Annotated in this window: 13 protein-coding genes; 5 read left to right on the top strand and 8 right to left on the bottom strand. The window is 37.6% G+C overall.

The annotated features are described in order from the left end of the window. Positions 1 to 78 precede the first annotated feature (78 nt). Both ciaB and rdgB read right to left on the bottom strand, forming a co-directional pair. Positions 79 to 1,926, bottom strand: coding sequence for an invasion protein CiaB (gene ciaB / locus NITER_RS09645; RefSeq protein ID WP_143779612.1), 1,848 nt, complete (start codon positions 1,924 to 1,926; stop codon positions 79 to 81). After that, entirely contained in the window at positions 1,923 to 2,504 is a 582-nt protein-coding gene (gene rdgB, locus NITER_RS09640) for an RdgB/HAM1 family non-canonical purine NTP pyrophosphatase (RefSeq protein WP_084274760.1), read from the bottom strand. The genes ciaB and rdgB overlap by 4 nt, the downstream gene beginning before the upstream one ends. 78 nt (positions 2,505 to 2,582) lie before the next feature. Here rdgB and NITER_RS09635 point away from each other — a divergent pair, with 78 nt between their 5' ends. Beyond that, on the top strand, positions 2,583 to 3,908 hold the full coding sequence (locus NITER_RS09635) for an MFS transporter (RefSeq protein WP_425596376.1): 1,326 nt from the start codon (positions 2,583 to 2,585) through the stop codon (positions 3,906 to 3,908). A gap of 26 nt (positions 3,909 to 3,934) precedes the next feature. Here NITER_RS09635 and NITER_RS09630 read toward each other — a convergent pair whose 3' ends face one another. After that, on the bottom strand, positions 3,935 to 4,513 hold the full coding sequence (locus NITER_RS09630) for a TlpA family protein disulfide reductase (protein ID WP_084274762.1): 579 nt from the start codon (positions 4,511 to 4,513) through the stop codon (positions 3,935 to 3,937). A 36-nt stretch (positions 4,514 to 4,549) separates the two neighbouring features. After that, positions 4,550 to 5,755 (bottom strand): molybdopterin molybdotransferase MoeA, encoded by a 1,206-nt coding sequence (locus NITER_RS09625; RefSeq protein WP_084274763.1) that lies wholly within the window; start codon positions 5,753 to 5,755, stop codon positions 4,550 to 4,552. Between the two features lie 66 nt (positions 5,756 to 5,821). On the opposite strand from NITER_RS09625, the gene NITER_RS09620 reads away from it, so the two are divergent. After that, positions 5,822 to 8,845, top strand: a complete 3,024-nt coding sequence (locus tag NITER_RS09620; protein ID WP_084274764.1) for an NAD-glutamate dehydrogenase domain-containing protein — start codon at positions 5,822 to 5,824, stop codon at positions 8,843 to 8,845. Here the strand turns inward: NITER_RS09620 and NITER_RS09615 are convergent. Continuing rightward, on the bottom strand, positions 8,831 to 9,274 hold the full coding sequence (locus NITER_RS09615) for a molybdopterin synthase catalytic subunit (protein ID WP_084274765.1): 444 nt from the start codon (positions 9,272 to 9,274) through the stop codon (positions 8,831 to 8,833). The genes NITER_RS09620 and NITER_RS09615 overlap by 15 nt on opposite strands. A 2-nt stretch (positions 9,275 to 9,276) precedes the next feature. After that, a complete protein-coding gene (locus NITER_RS09610; RefSeq protein WP_084274766.1) occupies positions 9,277 to 9,498 on the bottom strand; it encodes a MoaD/ThiS family protein in 222 nt (73 codons plus the stop codon). Between the two features lie 61 nt (positions 9,499 to 9,559). On the opposite strand from NITER_RS09610, the gene NITER_RS09605 reads away from it, so the two are divergent. From NITER_RS09605 to NITER_RS09595, 3 genes are read left to right on the top strand one after another with little or no spacing between them, the layout of a single operon-like run. Further along, positions 9,560 to 10,192, top strand: coding sequence for an MqnA/MqnD/SBP family protein (locus NITER_RS09605; RefSeq protein ID WP_084276547.1), 633 nt, complete (start codon positions 9,560 to 9,562; stop codon positions 10,190 to 10,192). 57 nt (positions 10,193 to 10,249) lie between these two features. Then, positions 10,250 to 11,173 carry a cytochrome-c peroxidase gene (locus NITER_RS09600; protein ID WP_084274767.1) on the top strand — a complete coding sequence of 308 codons (924 nt, stop codon included), beginning with the start codon at positions 10,250 to 10,252 and terminating at the stop codon, positions 11,171 to 11,173. Then, on the top strand, positions 11,160 to 13,214 hold the full coding sequence (locus NITER_RS09595) for an EAL domain-containing protein (protein ID WP_084274768.1): 2,055 nt from the start codon (positions 11,160 to 11,162) through the stop codon (positions 13,212 to 13,214). The genes NITER_RS09600 and NITER_RS09595 overlap by 14 nt, the downstream gene beginning before the upstream one ends. Here the strand turns inward: NITER_RS09595 and NITER_RS09590 are convergent. Then, positions 13,211 to 14,461, bottom strand: coding sequence for a malic enzyme-like NAD(P)-binding protein (locus NITER_RS09590; protein ID WP_084274769.1), 1,251 nt, complete (start codon positions 14,459 to 14,461; stop codon positions 13,211 to 13,213). The two genes, NITER_RS09595 and NITER_RS09590, sit on opposite strands and share 4 nt — an antisense overlap. Then, the gene (gene gltX / locus NITER_RS09585) at positions 14,458 to 15,840 is read right to left on the bottom strand and encodes a glutamate--tRNA ligase (protein ID WP_084274770.1); all 1,383 of its coding nucleotides are present in this window, start codon (positions 15,838 to 15,840) and stop codon (positions 14,458 to 14,460) included. The genes NITER_RS09590 and gltX overlap by 4 nt, the downstream gene beginning before the upstream one ends. Positions 15,841 to 15,850: the final 10 nt, after the last annotated feature.

Genomic DNA, 15,850 nt, shown 5'->3' with positions numbered 1-15,850 from the left:
TCCTCACTATCCTGTATGCACCACACTTATAATCTATTATAAAGATTACACCGCCTCATGTTCATAGGGATATTGCATCTACTCTGATGTTACTATTTCTCGGCCAATCTTTGTATAAAGCTCATAATAAAATTGGACAAAAGAACCAACTTTTTCATCAAGAGGCAAATATACATTTTTCCCCTTTACTATAAATTTATCTAAAAAATTCTTTACATTTTCTTTAAGCAGATAAACTTTTGCCAAATCTTTATAAACTTGAAGATACCATCTTTTGAGCTTGGCAAAATTTTGCTTTGTAATATGCATCTGCAATTTTGTATCAAACGTTAAAACACCAGTTTCAAAAAGTCCATGCAGATGCAAAAGGCCCTCTACATAATAAGGAAGTACCTCTTCTACCTCCATCCAGCCAATTAGTGAGACACTTCGCTGGATATGATCAAGTAGCAACTCTTCCCAGTAGCGTTCCTCTTCAAACATAAAATATGCCACAAGTCCACCGGTGGTTGCTTTAAACTCTTCAGCAAGCTTAAACATTCCACTTCTATTCATCACCGCTTCGCTCTCTTCATCCATCCACAAAATATGCCCATACTCATGACCAATAGTAGTGATATCATACACCGCATACCAAGCCTCTTCATTTTCCAAAAGGCTATAAATTTTTTGTGCTCCCTCTTTTCCATATATTTCATACGTTAGACGCATCTTTGGCTTAGCCTTTTTGGTTTGGAGTATCATATCGGGATATGCAAAAATCTTTTTACCCATCTCTTTACTCACAACCTCATCGTTTGGTACTACTTGTGCACTAAAAAGCCCATTAAACTCACTCCCATAAAAAAGAAGAGGTCTGCCCACATAGAGTTGTACTTTTTGCAAACTCTGCAAAGTTTGACGATAAATTGAAGGCTTCTCTATGCCAATTTCATCATAGAGTTTACGAAAAGCAAGCTCTATCTTTTTAACTCGCTCACCCGCTTTGTAGTTGGGATCTACTATCCTTACATCCCACTCTAGTGCTACTGCCTTGCGGTAGCGATCTTCATAGTATTCAAGAGGATGCCCTAACTGTAAAGGTGTATCAATGCGCATCCAAGCTCTATCCACATCAGCCCAAGCAGGTATGAGTCTATCTGGATCCTTTTCTAAAAGTGCCTCTTTGATTTTTACAAAATATACAAGCCACTCCTCTTTTTTATGAAAAACCTCATCTTCATATTTTGCTAGCGCTTGGAGTGCATTATCGATTCTTTTACACACCTGCTCTACCTCTTTGCTAAAAGCCTCAGCATACGCAACTCTTTTGAAACTCCCATCTTCTTCCATAACCAATACAGAGTAGCTCCTATCTCCTACTTCACCACCATGCCCTCTATCAAGCAGCTTTTTGGCATTGAGCATCTCAAAAATTTTCTCTTCGTCTCCATTGAATATGCGAAATAATTCTTTATTGATGCCATAAATAATGGCTGCCATCCAACTACTTTGCCAGGAGCTAAAAGCCTCACCAATAAGATGTGCATGGCGCACAAGTGTGCGATAAAAGGGAGAAAGAAGTTCCTGTGCTTCAATTGTTTGCAAAAGCTGTTCAAAGCGCGCGAGATAAAACTGGCTCACCCAAACAAAAGCTCTCTCTTTTACTTTAATTTGCTCCTCTTCTTCTTTGTCACTTATCACTTGTAAGAGCATATCTTCACGCAGATTTACGATACGGTTAATTGCTGCAAGTTTTGTCTCGCTCGATACCTCTAAACCTATAAACTGCAAAAAATCATATATCAGATCCTCATACTCTGCAACCTTTACATCTACTAAACTTCTATGTGGTTGTAAAATTTCATAAAAACGCTGCAGCTCCTTCTGCTCAGCTTCAAGGAGTGTATAGATTTTTCTTAAATCCTCAAAAAATTTCTCTCTCATACCATTCTTTCTAAAACAATTTTTGCTAAACGCAGCGCTTTTGCCCTATGGCTGATACGTTTTTTTACCTCTTCATCCAACTCCCCAAGAGTCTTCTCATAGCCCTCAGGTATAAACATGGGATCGTATCCAAAGCCTCTATCACCTCTAGCTTCATCAATTACTTCTCCCCACATCCAGCCATGTGTAGTAAAGATCCCTTTTGGTGAAGCAATTGCAATTGCAGCTGTATAGAATGCTGGAGTCTTTTTGATATTTTTTTCTTGCAATTTGGAAATGAGTTTTTGCAGATTCTCTTTATCTGTAGCGCCCTCTCCTGCATAACGCGCACTATAGATTCCTGGCTCTCCACCAAGTGCTGGAACGCTAATTCCACTATCATCTGCTAGCACAATACTCTGTGGTACTCTCTCAAAAATAGCCTTGGCTTTTATCATGGCATTTTCTTGAAAACTCTTTCCATTTTCTATAATCGTTATATCACCCAAAATATCTTTATAGGGAACCACTTCAGCTTGAAGCAACTCTTGGATCTCTTTTATCTTGCCTCTATTTGAAGAAGCTAAAATAATTTTCATTTTTCTACCTTTTATTTACAAAGTAGTTTTACAATAAGGTTGACAAAATTTTATCATAAAGGATACCTATTGAAAGAGATTGTCAAAAAGGTTCTGCCTTTAAGTCTCATTGTCGCCCTACGCTTCTTTGGGCTATTTATCGTTTTGGCGGTACTAAGTCAGTACGCACTGCAACTTCCTGGAGGAACTGCATTTTTAGCTGGTGTGGCTGTCGGTGGATACGCTTTTACACAAGCCGTGCTCCAAGTACCTTATGGGGTACTCAGTGATAAGATTGGACGCAAAAAAACGATCCTCATCGGCCTCCTCGTCTTTGCAGCAGGTTCCGTTATCTGTGCAGTAGCTGATAATATCTATGTATTGCTCCTTGGAAGATTTTTACAGGGTGCTGGAGCTATTGGCAGCGTTGTTACAGCAATGATTGCAGACTATGTAAGAGAGGATGAGCGCGCTCATGCTATGGCAGTTATGGGTATGGTCATAGCTCTTAGTTTTGCAGCTGCAATGATTATTGGACCAATTATTGGAGGTCTTTACAGTGTCAAGGCACTCTTTTGGCTTACAGCAATTCTCGCTCTTCTTGCTCTTGGCATTCTCTTTACCGCGGTCCCAGAGCCTCCAAAAATCGTCCATCACTACAGCGAAGAGGAAGCAAAGATAAAGCATGTTTTCAAAGATAAAGATCTTGTGCGTATGTATATTACATTTCTCTTTCACTCTTCAACCATGGCTATAGCTTTCTTTTTAATTCCCATTCTCATGAAACAAAAATTTAATATGGGACCAGAGCACTACTGGAAGGTCTATTTGCCAGCTGTTATTTTTGGAATTCTCTCTATGGGGCCAGCTGCAGTTTTTGGCGAAAAATACCATAGAGGAAAAGAGGTCTTTATAGTTTCTATCCTATTTATTGCAGCTTCTTTCGCACTCATGGGCTTTAGCAACTCCTTTTTGCTCTTTAGTGTAGGAGCAGTCTTTTTCTTTATTGGCTTTAATATGTTTGAGCCACTCTTGCAAAGCTTCGTATCCAAATTTGCAAAAGTACACCAAAAAGGTGCAGCACTTGGCGTGGCAAACACTTTTGCTTATATTGGCATCTTCCTTGGTGGTGCGATTGGTGGTCTACTCTACCAGTATGGACACGAAAAAGCCGTAGCCATATTTGTACTGCTTGTCTGTGTTGTGTGGATCTACTGGATTGTGGGAATGCGCAATCCTGGAGTACGGGCAAATCTCTTTTTAGATTTTGATCTATATGATAAAGAGAAACTCCCCGGCCTTAAGGTAATGGAAGGTGTTACAGACTTTTATGTCAATGAAACAGAAGAGATTATTGTTGTCAAATACGACTCTGAAAAACTTGATGAAGACACAATCAAAGATTTTTTACGTAAAGAGTCTTGATTTTCTCCCCTTTTCGGGGAGAAATATTACTTAGAAGCTTTTTTAGTAGTATTACTCTCTGTTTTTGGAGTAGATTTTTTAGAAGTGTTGTAGAGTTTTTCAATAAATTTTTTTAGTGATTCTTCGTTTGCCATACCAATATGATAGCCTTGATACGTGCCTTTTGGATCAAAAAAGAGCATATAAGGAATACTTCCACTCCATCCTGTCAGCTGTCCAATGAATCCTACAAAAGCTTGATTCTCCTTGTTTGGAAGATAGTCAACTATTGGATAGTTGATTCCTCTTTTATAGAGCTCTTGGAGATCTCTTTTACTTAAAGGCTCTTGGACATGGAGTCCTATAATTTGCATTTTATCTTTGAGTTTTGTTTGTAAATCGCCAAGTATTGGCATCTCCATTCTACATGGAGGACAACGTTTACCAAAAAAATCAAGAATAATCACTTTACCAGGATACTCTTTGACCTCAATACCATTTTTTTTGATATGAATATGAATCTTTTGATTATCCACAGTAGTAAGGACAAAGCCTTTATCCACTTCTCTTTGTGCTCCAAAAAGCACACCTACAAACATCATTACAAACAACAGTTTTTTTAACATTACTTCTCCTTTTTAATTATCACAGTATAAACAATCTTATGAAAGCAGCCACACAAGTATACGCTCGCCTGCTTCTTTGTTGCCTTCTTGCGGCGTTGTTACAGCTAAAGCTCTGTTGGGACCCAACATATTTGTCAAAATAGCGCTGCTTCCCTCTCGATTACCTGCAAAATCGACAAAAAACTCCCCATCCTCTATAAGAATACGGCATGGAGTAAACTCTGTTTTCTTGCTCTTTTTAACAAATGGCTCTTTAAGAGTTGCATATACCATTGTAGGCTTATACTCACTTCCTTGCATGCGGTAAATGAGTGGAAGGACATAGAGCATAAAGGTTACAGTACTTGAGTATGCGAACCCTGGAAGTGCTACAATAAATTTTTGCCCCTTTTGCGCAATCATCACATGTTGACCAGGTTTTATCACAACACCTTTGAAAACCACCTCAGCGCCTAGCTCATTACGCACCACATCTTTAACAAAATCGTAATCACCTACACTCACCCCACCAGTGCTCACAACTATGTCTGCACTATGCAGCGCTTCATGCATATTTTGTGTAATAGTTGCCTTATCATCCTTCACAGCCCCTAGCTGCACACACTCTCCCCCATGTTGCTTGATAAGGGCTTCAAGAGTATAGTTATTGGAGCTGCGAATTTGTGCAGCATTTGTTTGCTGCTCTCCAATCTCTAACACCTCACTCCCTGTAGCTAATACTGCAACTTTTGGCTTTTGATACACTTTTGGCATCACAATATTGAGGCTTCCCATGACGCCAATTTCGGCAAAGCCTATGCGAGAACCTTTTGCTATAAGTGTTTCGCCCTGCTTATAATTCTCCCCTACTGGGCGCACGCTAAAGCCTTTTTTTACCAGTTCCACTATCTCAATCTCTTCTCCTATGAGATTCACATTTTCAATAGGGATAAGTGTATCTGCACCCTCTGGCATCAAAGAGCCTGTAAAGGTTTTGATAGCAAATCCTGGTTCAACTGGCATTGTAACTTCATTTCCAGCAGGATTATCTGCAAGGACTTTGAGCCTCTTTTTATCCATATCCTCATAACGTACTGCATACCCATCCATAGCTGCAGTAGGAAGTTCCGGACTGTTGGTGGTTGCGATAATGTCTTGCGCCAAAAACCTTCCAAGAGTTTGTGTTAAAAAGAGCTTTTCCACTCCACAAGGAGTCACATCTAAAGAGTGTAAAAGTCGCATCGACTCTTCAAAACTTATCATTGCAGCCCTTTTGAATGTTTGTGCTATTATACAATATAAAAGTGAGTAAACTGTGAAGGAAAAAGTATGACAAATCCTTGCAAAGAGGCTATAACACAAGAAGATAGAGAAATAGTCAAAAACCTTGATGACTACAAAGTTATTATTGATCTTGCACATGAGCCTTCTATTAAAATTTATGCAAAAAAGCCTGTTTCTCTTTCACAAATTGTTCTTTTGCTCAAAGATTTTGGTATCACAGCAAAAAAAGAGATTTTCTACTCCCTGAATGACGTGCAAATTAGCCAAATTTTTATAGATACAAATATTACAGCCTTACAACAAGCAAAAGAAAAAGTCGCAACAATTATTGAGCAGGCTCTTCGAGGAGAAACATTAGAACGATGCGCACTCTATCGTTTTGTATTAGAAAAAAATATCTCTTTAGAACAAGTAATATTCTTGCGCTCACTTGTCAAATATCTCGTTCAACTCCTTCCAGAAAAAAAAGAGCAATCCATCATAAAAATATTTTTGAACTATCCTCATCTCATTAACTATTTCATCAAATACTTTTTCAAACAAGATTTTATGGAAAGAGAAAAGATTGAAGAGAAAATTCACTCCTCTTTTAAAACAGTGCAAAATTATGAAGAGGATAAACTGCTACGTATCTGCTACTATGCAATTTGTAGTATCAAAAAAACCAATTTTTTTGCAGGCAAAGAGTGCAAGTCTTATAAATTTGATTTAACTAAATTTAAAAAACTTCTTCCTTCACTCCAACCAAATATTGAGATCTTCGTCTATCATAAGGATTTTTTAGGTGTACATCTGCGTATCAGTCCTGTAAGTCGCGGAGGAATCCGCTGGAGTGATCGAGAAGATTTTCGCCAAGAGATTCGCGATCTTATGATTACACAAGAGGCAAAAAATGCCATCATTATCCCTTCTGGAGGAAAGGGAGGTCTCTACATAGAAAAACCTATAACAAAAAAGGAGTTTCGCCACTACTATGAGCTCTACATCGATGCAATGCTAGATCTCATCGATAAAGAGCCAAAAGAGAGAGGAGACTTCTATTTTGTTGTAGCAGCAGACAAAGGTACTGCTGATATGAGTGACGTGGCCAATGCAATCGCTATAAAAAGAGGATATTGGCTCAAAGATGCTTTTGCAAGTGGCGGAAGCCATGGGTACAATCATAAAAAACTGGGTGTGACTGCTCATGGTGCATGGATCTGTGCTGCGAGGCATTTTATCGACAGAAAAATCGATATTTTTAAAGATCCTATTACTGTAGTTGGAACCGGCTCTATGCGAGGAGATGTATTTGGCAACGGCATGCTCATTAATCCCCAAATCAAACTCATAGGTGCCATAAGTTCGCATGAGATCTTCATTGATCCCAATCCCGATCCTGCAATAGCTTTTAAAGAGCGCAAACGACTCTTTGAAGAGCAAAAGAGCTGGAGTGATTACAACCAAACTCTCATTAGCAAAGGTGGAGGAGTATTTTTGCGCACACAAAAAGAGATTAAACTCTCTCCTCAAATAAAAAAGGTACTTAACATCAAAGAGGATATTCTCAGTGCTGAAGAGCTTGCAAAATATCTGCTGTGTGCACAAGTAGATATGCTCTATATTGGAGGTATCGGTACGTACGTGAAATCGAGTGAAGAGTTTAATATCTACATTGCAGATAAGTATAATGAGCCTGTGCGAGTAGATGCCTCTGCACTGCAAGCTTTTGCAGTATGTGAAGGAGGCAATCTTGGACTTACACAAAAGGCTCGTATCGAATATGCTAAAAATGGCGGAAGAATCAATCTTGATAGTATAGATAACTCAGCAGGTGTCAATACAAGCGATTATGAAGTCAATCTCAAAATTGTTCTTAATAAAGCGTTAAAAGAGCAAAAGATAGATGAAAATCAAAAACATTCAATTCTCAAAGAGCTCACACAAGAGGTTCTTGAAAAGGTTTTTCAAGAAAACTTCATGCAACCTCTTGCAATTACCCTCGATGCCTTACGTTCACGTAATGATAAGGAGGATTTCATTAAAGCTATTGAACTTCTTGAGAGAGAGTTGGAGTTTTTCAATAAAAAAGATTTTGATATACCAAAAATAAAAGAGTTCGATACTGTTATAGATGCCGATGGAGCTATAGTGAGGCCTGTGCTTGGTATTGTACTCTCATTTTCAAAAATCTTTCTCAAACGCTTCATACTCCAAAGCAATTTAACACAAGAGCCCTTTTTTGAGCACTATCTTTATAAATACTTTCCAAAATCTCTCTATCCTCTTTTTGAAAAAGAGGTACTTACACACCCCCTCGCACGAGAGATTATCGCAACGGTTGCAGCAAATATCATCATCGATAATGCCGGTATTCGCTTTATTGCTGATTTTGATGAACTTGGCAGTGAAAAATTTCTTATAAAAATAAAATCATATCTCTTGCTCTATGCTCTTCTTTGGATTGCAAAGGCCAAAAAAGAGCTTTATAAAAAAGAGAGTGCTAATAAAACTTCAATTTATATGCAACTACTAGAGATCGAAGATGCTGTAGAATTTAGTGTCAAATGGATAGTACGCAACTATCAAGAGTTTAATAGTGAACCGTTTCATATCCTCAACTATAAAAATGAAATCGCACAATTTCTTGACTTTAAAGAGAGTATACATAGTGACTTTTTTCGCTATATCGATCTTATTAAGTTTGTAATGCCTGCAATCTATATTAAAGAGCTCAAAGAGTATCCACTCAATGAAGTACTCTCTTTACTTAGTGAAATACTCTCTCTTTTCAATATCGATGCTCTCTTGCAAATTATCTATAACTTCTCTCCAAAAGATAATATTGGCAAAGAGCTTAAAATGCAACTCATGGAGCTAGTGGAGTACTTTGTAGTAGCTACCGCAAAAGATGTAGTCTTTTATACAAGAAGTAAAGAATCACTCCATGATGGACTCATGAATTATATTCAAGAAAAGATGATAGATACTAGCTTCTTTGCTCAAAAGATCCAAGAGCTTGCACAAACACCACAAGATCTGATGAAGATCTCCAATGTAGTACACAAGCTCCTTCTAGAGGCTATCTAAAAGACCGCTTCCTTCAATTTTGTGGCTGCGGTCTCGCGCATAGATTCTCTCACCGTTTTTTACATCATATTTCCAAATAGGAGCATTAGCTTTGAAATCTTCTACAAACTCTTCTATAAGCTCTAATGCAACACGCCTTTTGGGACTAAAAACCGCAGCCATATAACTGGATGTATGGATAGGGACATTACCAATGGAGTGGGCCATTTTAAGATAAGCGCCTCTTTGCTGTGCTCTTTGCTGCCACGCTTCAAACCAACGCTGCAATATCGGCTTATATACATCAAAGCTCAAAGCCTCAATGCCATTTTCTTCTCTTACAGTCCCTACGAAAGTGATAAAAGCACCATAGTTTTTATCTTCGCCCCACCTGCGCCATTTACTGAAGATTTTATCAACATTTAACTCACCGGGATAGAGTTCAAGCATATTTATCCTCCACAAACTGGGGGTAGCAATGAAACCTTGTCCCCATCTTTAAGCTCGATATCAAGGGTTTTGACAATCTTATCATTCACCGCAACTGCACATTCACCCAGCCACTTCTTTATTTCACTATCTTTTTGCAAAATTTGTGCAACTTCACGCAAATTTTTCGCTTCTACCTGCAGGGGCTCTTTAGCAATAGGCCCCAAAAACTCAACTGTAACCATATTTTCTATCCTCTTGATGGATTTTGCTAATTTTATCAAAAAATTTCAATATAATTACGCCATGATAATTGGAAAAATAGACTATATCAATCTTTTACCATTCTATATATTTTTAAAAAAAGAGCTCAAGCATAGTGCGGACAAAGCTGCACTTACCTATTATAAGGGAGTTCCTAGCCACATCAATCGCCTTTTTATAAAAGGGAGAGTAGAAGCAGCAATGATATCAAGTGTGGTAAGTAAAAAATATGCTTGCACCGATTTTGGCATCGTTGCACATAAAAGAGTCAAAAGCGTCATTGTCTGCCCAGGAGAAAATAAAGAGGATGAAGAGTCTAATACATCCAACGTTTTAGCAAAAGTACTTGGCATCAAAGGCGAAGTTATTATTGGAGATAAAGCACTTCTTAAAACCGATGGATGCATCGACTTAGCACAAAAGTGGTATGAGCGATATAGACTCCCTTTTGTTTTTGCTCGGTTTTGTTACAAAAAAAATCCAAAAGCCTATAAAGCTCTTGCAAAAAAGTTTCTCCATTCACATACAAAAATCCCCCACTACATTCTTTCCCGCTACACAAAGCGCAGTGGACTTTCTCATAAAGAGATCAAAAACTATCTGCAACTTATCGATTACAAAATTGGTAGAAAAGAGAAGCAATCTTTGAAAAAATTTTTCCAATTGCAGCGATAATTTCACTCTCATTTACCGATAATAATACAAATATATATCTTTTACTTGAGGCAAAATATGAGAAAAGCAACTATTTTTTTCCTCTCACTACTGCTCTACGCAAAAGAGCCAATAACCCCTATTCCGCATAACATTCCATACGATCTTCAAAAAGCACATTTGGGTAAACTTCTTTTTTTCGATCCGATTCTTTCAAAAGACAAAACTGTAGCCTGCGTCAGTTGCCACGATTTTGATCATGGAGGAGCAGACCCTCGCCCTGTCTCAATTGGAGTAAAAGGGAGAAAAGGGCAAGTCAACTCCCCTACAGTGTATAACTCCATTTTTAATATGATGCAGTTTTGGAATGGAAGAGCACAAGATCTCTACGAACAGATCGATGGACCTTTACATAACCCAGTAGAAATGGATATGAGTAATCAAGAGATTGAAAAACGCCTTAATAGCTCTCCTTTTTATAGAAAGCTTTTCAAAAAAGTTTACAAAACAGACAAAATAGAGTATGCTATGGTAAAAGAAGCAATTGTTGAGTTTGAAAAGGCTCTTATTACACCTGATGCCAAATTTGACAGATATTTGCGAGGGGAAGTACAACTTCTTCCCGAAGAGAAAGAGGGTTATTTGCTTTTTAAAAGAATTGGCTGTATTACCTGCCATAATGGCATCAATATAGGAGGCAACTCTTTTCAAAAACTTGGTACAGTTATCGCCTATCCAAAAGCTCCGGTTGACGATCGCTATGAACTGACAAAAAAGCAAGAAGATAGATATGTCTATAAAGTTCCCACACTGCGCAATATCGCCCTTACCGCTCCCTACTTCCACGATGGTAGTGTGCAAACACTACAACAAGCTGTGAATAAAATGGCATACCACAATCTTGGCTTTTCACTTACACAAGACGAGCAAAACAAGATCGTAGCTTTCCTCAAAACACTTACAGGAAAAAAACCAAAGATTTTGAGTAATGACGAAAAATAGTAAAATCAAAATATCTATCTTTTTACTCTTCAGTATAGTAGCTATCTCTTTTCTCATCTTCTTTCAAAACTACACATATAATTTCTTTGATAAAAAAAATCGCGCTTTCTTCTACTACAATGAACTGCGCGACAAAGAACTCCAACTCAATTACAATATTTTGAAAGCTTCCTTTTTCCTCTATGAAGATTATGACGAAATTGCAAAATTGCAAAAAGAGATGGATAATATCCTTAAAAAGTTTCAAACAATGTTACAAAAAGAGGATGAAGATATTGCAGATCTTTTACAAACCTATAAACTCCAAATTGAGCATAAAAATGATCTTATAGAGAGATTTAAAACACTCAATGCAGCAATAAAAAACTCTACGATGTACCTTGCAACACTCCTACAAAAGATACCAGCAAAGATATCTTCTCACAATCGCAATACTATTATCTCCATCATAGCAGATATATTCCTTATAAAAAACTCTTTAGATGAAGATTTTTTACATGGAATTGCTGAAAAACTAGAAAAACTGCAAGCACAGCAAGTTGCAAAAACTAAATTTTTCACTGTTTTTCATGCTCATATAAAAATATTTTTGCAAAATTTTTCAAAATATAAACATATCTTACTAGAAATCCTTGATAATACTCCTCAAAAAACATTAGAAAAAATCAAAAACCATCTAGAGGAAAAGTATTTCAATGAAGCACAAAAACTCAACTCTATATTTTTCGCAATTATCGCCTTTTACATTATCGCATTAATTTTTATTTTACTACTGCTATATAAATTAGAAAAAGACAATAGAGCTCTCAAACAGCTGCAAAAAAGTCTTGAAGACCAGACACTCCACGATGATTTAACAAAACTCTACAACAGAAAAGCTTTTAAAAAGGATGTAAGAAAAATAAAACAACCTTTTTTCGCACTAGTGAATATAAACAGTTTTAAACACTACAACGACTTTTATGGCAATGCCACAGGAGATCACATTTTACGTGAAGTAGCTAAAATCCTCAAAAAGATCACCCCTCACCACTACAATGCAAAATTTTATCGCATTGGAGGAGACGACTTTGGAATCTTGATAGATGAAAAGATTCCTATAGATGATGCCAATTTAGCTAAAACGATAATTGAGTATTTTGATAAACACAAAATTACTTTTAAAAGTGTAGAAATTTATCTTGCTGTCAGTATCGGTATCACACGCAAAAGGCCTCTTATTGAGACTGCAGATATGGCCCTTAAATATGTAAAGCAGCATAGCTCATTACACTACTGCATATACGATGATAGTCTTGGCTTTTTCCAACGCATCAAAGAGAATCTCAAAAAGAGTAAAATTCTCAAAGAAGCGATCGACAAAGACCTCATTATTCCTTTTTTTCAACCAATCATTGACAATAAAACAGGAAAAATCGTCAAATATGAAGCACTCGCCAGACTTAAAAACGATAAAGGATTTTATGAGTCCATTTTTCCCTATCTTGAAATTGCTAAAGAAGCAAAACTTTATGAATATATTACCCACTCAATTATAGAAAAAAGTTTTGCAGAAGCTGCCAAACAACACAAATCCATATCAGTAAATATCTCTATGAAAGATATTGAAAATCCAGATATGCTCAAGTTTTTTGGAAAAATGTTTGCAAAATATCCAGATATTGCTAAGTATATAACATTTGAGATCCTTGAGAGTGAAACACTTAAAGATTATGAAGCAGTCAAAAACTTCTTTTCAATCATTCGTTCACAAGGATCGCAAGTAGCAATTGATGATTTTGGGAGTGGTTACTCCAACTTCTCCCACATATTTAACCTCGAAATCGATTACATCAAAATAGATGGTTCCCTTATCCAAAACCTTGATAAAGACGAAAGCGCTAGACAGATAGTAGCAGCAATCGTTTTTTTGGCCAAAAAGGCCAAGATAGCTACTATTGCAGAGTTTGTTCATTCAAAAGAGATTTTCGAAGCAGTAAAAAAATTGGGAATAGACTACTCTCAAGGTTATTACATTGCTGAACCTTCATCTACATTTTAGATAAACGTTGCCACCCTCTGTTTGTACTCTTCAATGTTGATAACTTTTCTTGCTACGCCACTTTCCATTGCAGCCTTGGCAACTGCTGCAGAAACCTCTACTAGTAGTCTTTTATCAAAAGGAGTAGGGATAATATACTCTTTTGAGAAGAAGAGATCTTTATTATATATCTTTTTTACCTCTTCGGGAACATCTTTTCGTGCCAATGCAGCTAAAGCATTTGCAGCAGCTAACATCATCTCGTAATTGATAGCACTACTTCTTGTATCAAGTGCTCCACGGAAAAGAAATGGAAATCCTAAGACATTATTTACTTGATTGGGAAAATCGCTTCTTCCCGTTGCAATAATTGCCTGCGGTTTGATGGAGCGCACTACATCTGGCATAATTTCTGGAGTAGGATTGGAGCAGACAAAAACAAAAGGCTCATCTTTCATCCTCGCAATATCTTCCTCTTGCACTGCACCTGGAATAGAGAGTCCAAGTACCATGTCTGCATCATTAAATGCCTCTTCTCGTCTCATAGAATGAGGAAGAGCAAACTCTTTTTTGTAAGGGTTGCGATCTGTGCGTCCAGCATGTACTACACCTTTTGAATCTATGAGAATTATCTCTTTTACTCCAAGATGCCTATACATCCTTGCACTTGCAATTGCTGCAGCACCACTTCCTACTATCACAACTTTTAAAGAAGCTATATCTCTATTTGTTAGCTTACATGCATTAATCATCGCTGCAGTGGTCACAATTGCAGTTCCATGCTGATCATCATGCATAACAGGAATATCAGTGATTTTTTTGAGTTTTTCTTCGATATAAAAGCATTCTGGTGCTTTTATATCTTCAAGATTAATTCCACCAAATGTAGGAGATATTGCTCGTACGATCTCTATAAACTTTTCAGGATCCTTTTCGTCTACCAAGATCCCTACTGCATTAATGCCGGCAAATTTTTTAAAGAGTATCGCTTTGCCTTCCATCACAGGCTTTGCAGCCAATGGCCCTATGTCGCCTAATCCCAAAACGGCAGTCCCGTTTGTGACAACAGCTACAAAATTACCTTTTGTAGTATAGTCATAAGCTGCTTCTGGATTTTTTGCAATCTCTTCACACACATATGCAACACCAGGAGTATATGCTATTGAGAGATCTTTTTGTGTCTCAAAAGATTTTGTAATCGCAATCTCTTTTTTCCCCGGTTTATCTTCTTTGTGATAAGAGAGTACTTCCTCTTTTGTTATTTTCATTTATAGCTTTCTAATAATTTTTTTACTCTTTTTATTGTCTGGTCTTTACCTATTATCGCCATAACATCTGCTAAATCTGGTCCTGCCATTTTTCCAAGAAGCGCAAGACGAAGAGGTTGGCCGATTTTACCAAAACCTATCTCTTTTTCCTTTACAACCTCTTCAATAATAGTATGAAAATCAACAGGTAAGTGGACATCTTTTTGCTCGAGCTTTTGTACAAAAAGCTCTAAGATCTCTCGCCACTCTCCTCTGAGAGCTTTTTTCATGCCTTTAGCATCGTACTCTTCAGGCTCTTCAAGGATCTCCTTTGCCATGTCTGCTAGCTCTTGCAGCGTTTTTGCTCTCTCTTTGAGCGCATCAAGAAGTATCTCTTTTTTGTCATGATCTGCTAAAAAGATTCCAAAATCTTCCAGAAGTGTTACAAGCTTTTCATTAGGAGTGTTTTTTATATAGTGAGCATTGAGCCACTGCAGTTTAGAAAGATTATAAGCCGAAGCAGACTTATTAATATCTTTTGGATCAAAAAGCTCTATCATCTCTTCTAAGCTAAAAATCTCTTGATCCCCATGGCTCCATCCAAGGCGCACGAGGAAATTAAGAAGCGCTTCAGGCAAATATCCCATTCTCTTATACTCCATCACATCCATTGCCCCATCACGCTTACTGAGCTTTTTCCCCTGCTCATTCAAAATCATAGGCACATGATAGAACTTTGGAATTTTTAGCCCCAAAGCTTCATAAACAATGATTTGCTTAGGAGTATTGTAGAGGTGATCATCTCCACGAATCACATCTGTCACCCCCATCAAAGCATCATCTATTGCTACAACAAAATTGTATGTAGGTGTACCATCACTGCGAGCAATAATAAAATCATCCAACTCTTCGGATTTAATAGTAATTGTACCTTTGATTCCATCTTCAAATATAATATCACCCTCTAAAGGCGCTTTGATACGCACTACCGGCTGCACGCCTTCTGGCAGTGTACCAGTAAAATCACGATAGCGTCTATCATAACGAGGGCGCTCACCACGCTGCATCTGCTCTTCTCTGAGTTTATCAAGCTCCTCTTTTGTCATATAGCAGTAGTATGCCTTGCCTTCATCAAGGAGCTTTTGGATGTAGCGTTTGTAGATATCAAAACGCTTGGATTGGTAAGCAACCTCACCATCATAATCAAGACCTACCCAATCAAATGCTTCTAAAATCGCTTTGGTAGCCTCTTCGCTATTGCGTGCTAAATCTGTATCTTCTATACGCAAGATAAATTTTCCATTATTGTGACGCGCCCAAAGCCAGTTAAAAAGTGCAGTACGCAGTCCTCCAATATGGAGATATCCTGTAGGGCTAGGAGCGAATCTCGTTACAACCATTGTATCCCTT

Source organism: Nitratiruptor tergarcus DSM 16512 (assembly GCF_027946175.1).
In the GTDB taxonomy this organism is placed as follows: domain Bacteria; phylum Campylobacterota; class Campylobacteria; order Campylobacterales; family Nitratiruptoraceae; genus Nitratiruptor; species Nitratiruptor tergarcus.
This window is presented reverse-complemented; position numbering and strand designations above follow the sequence as displayed.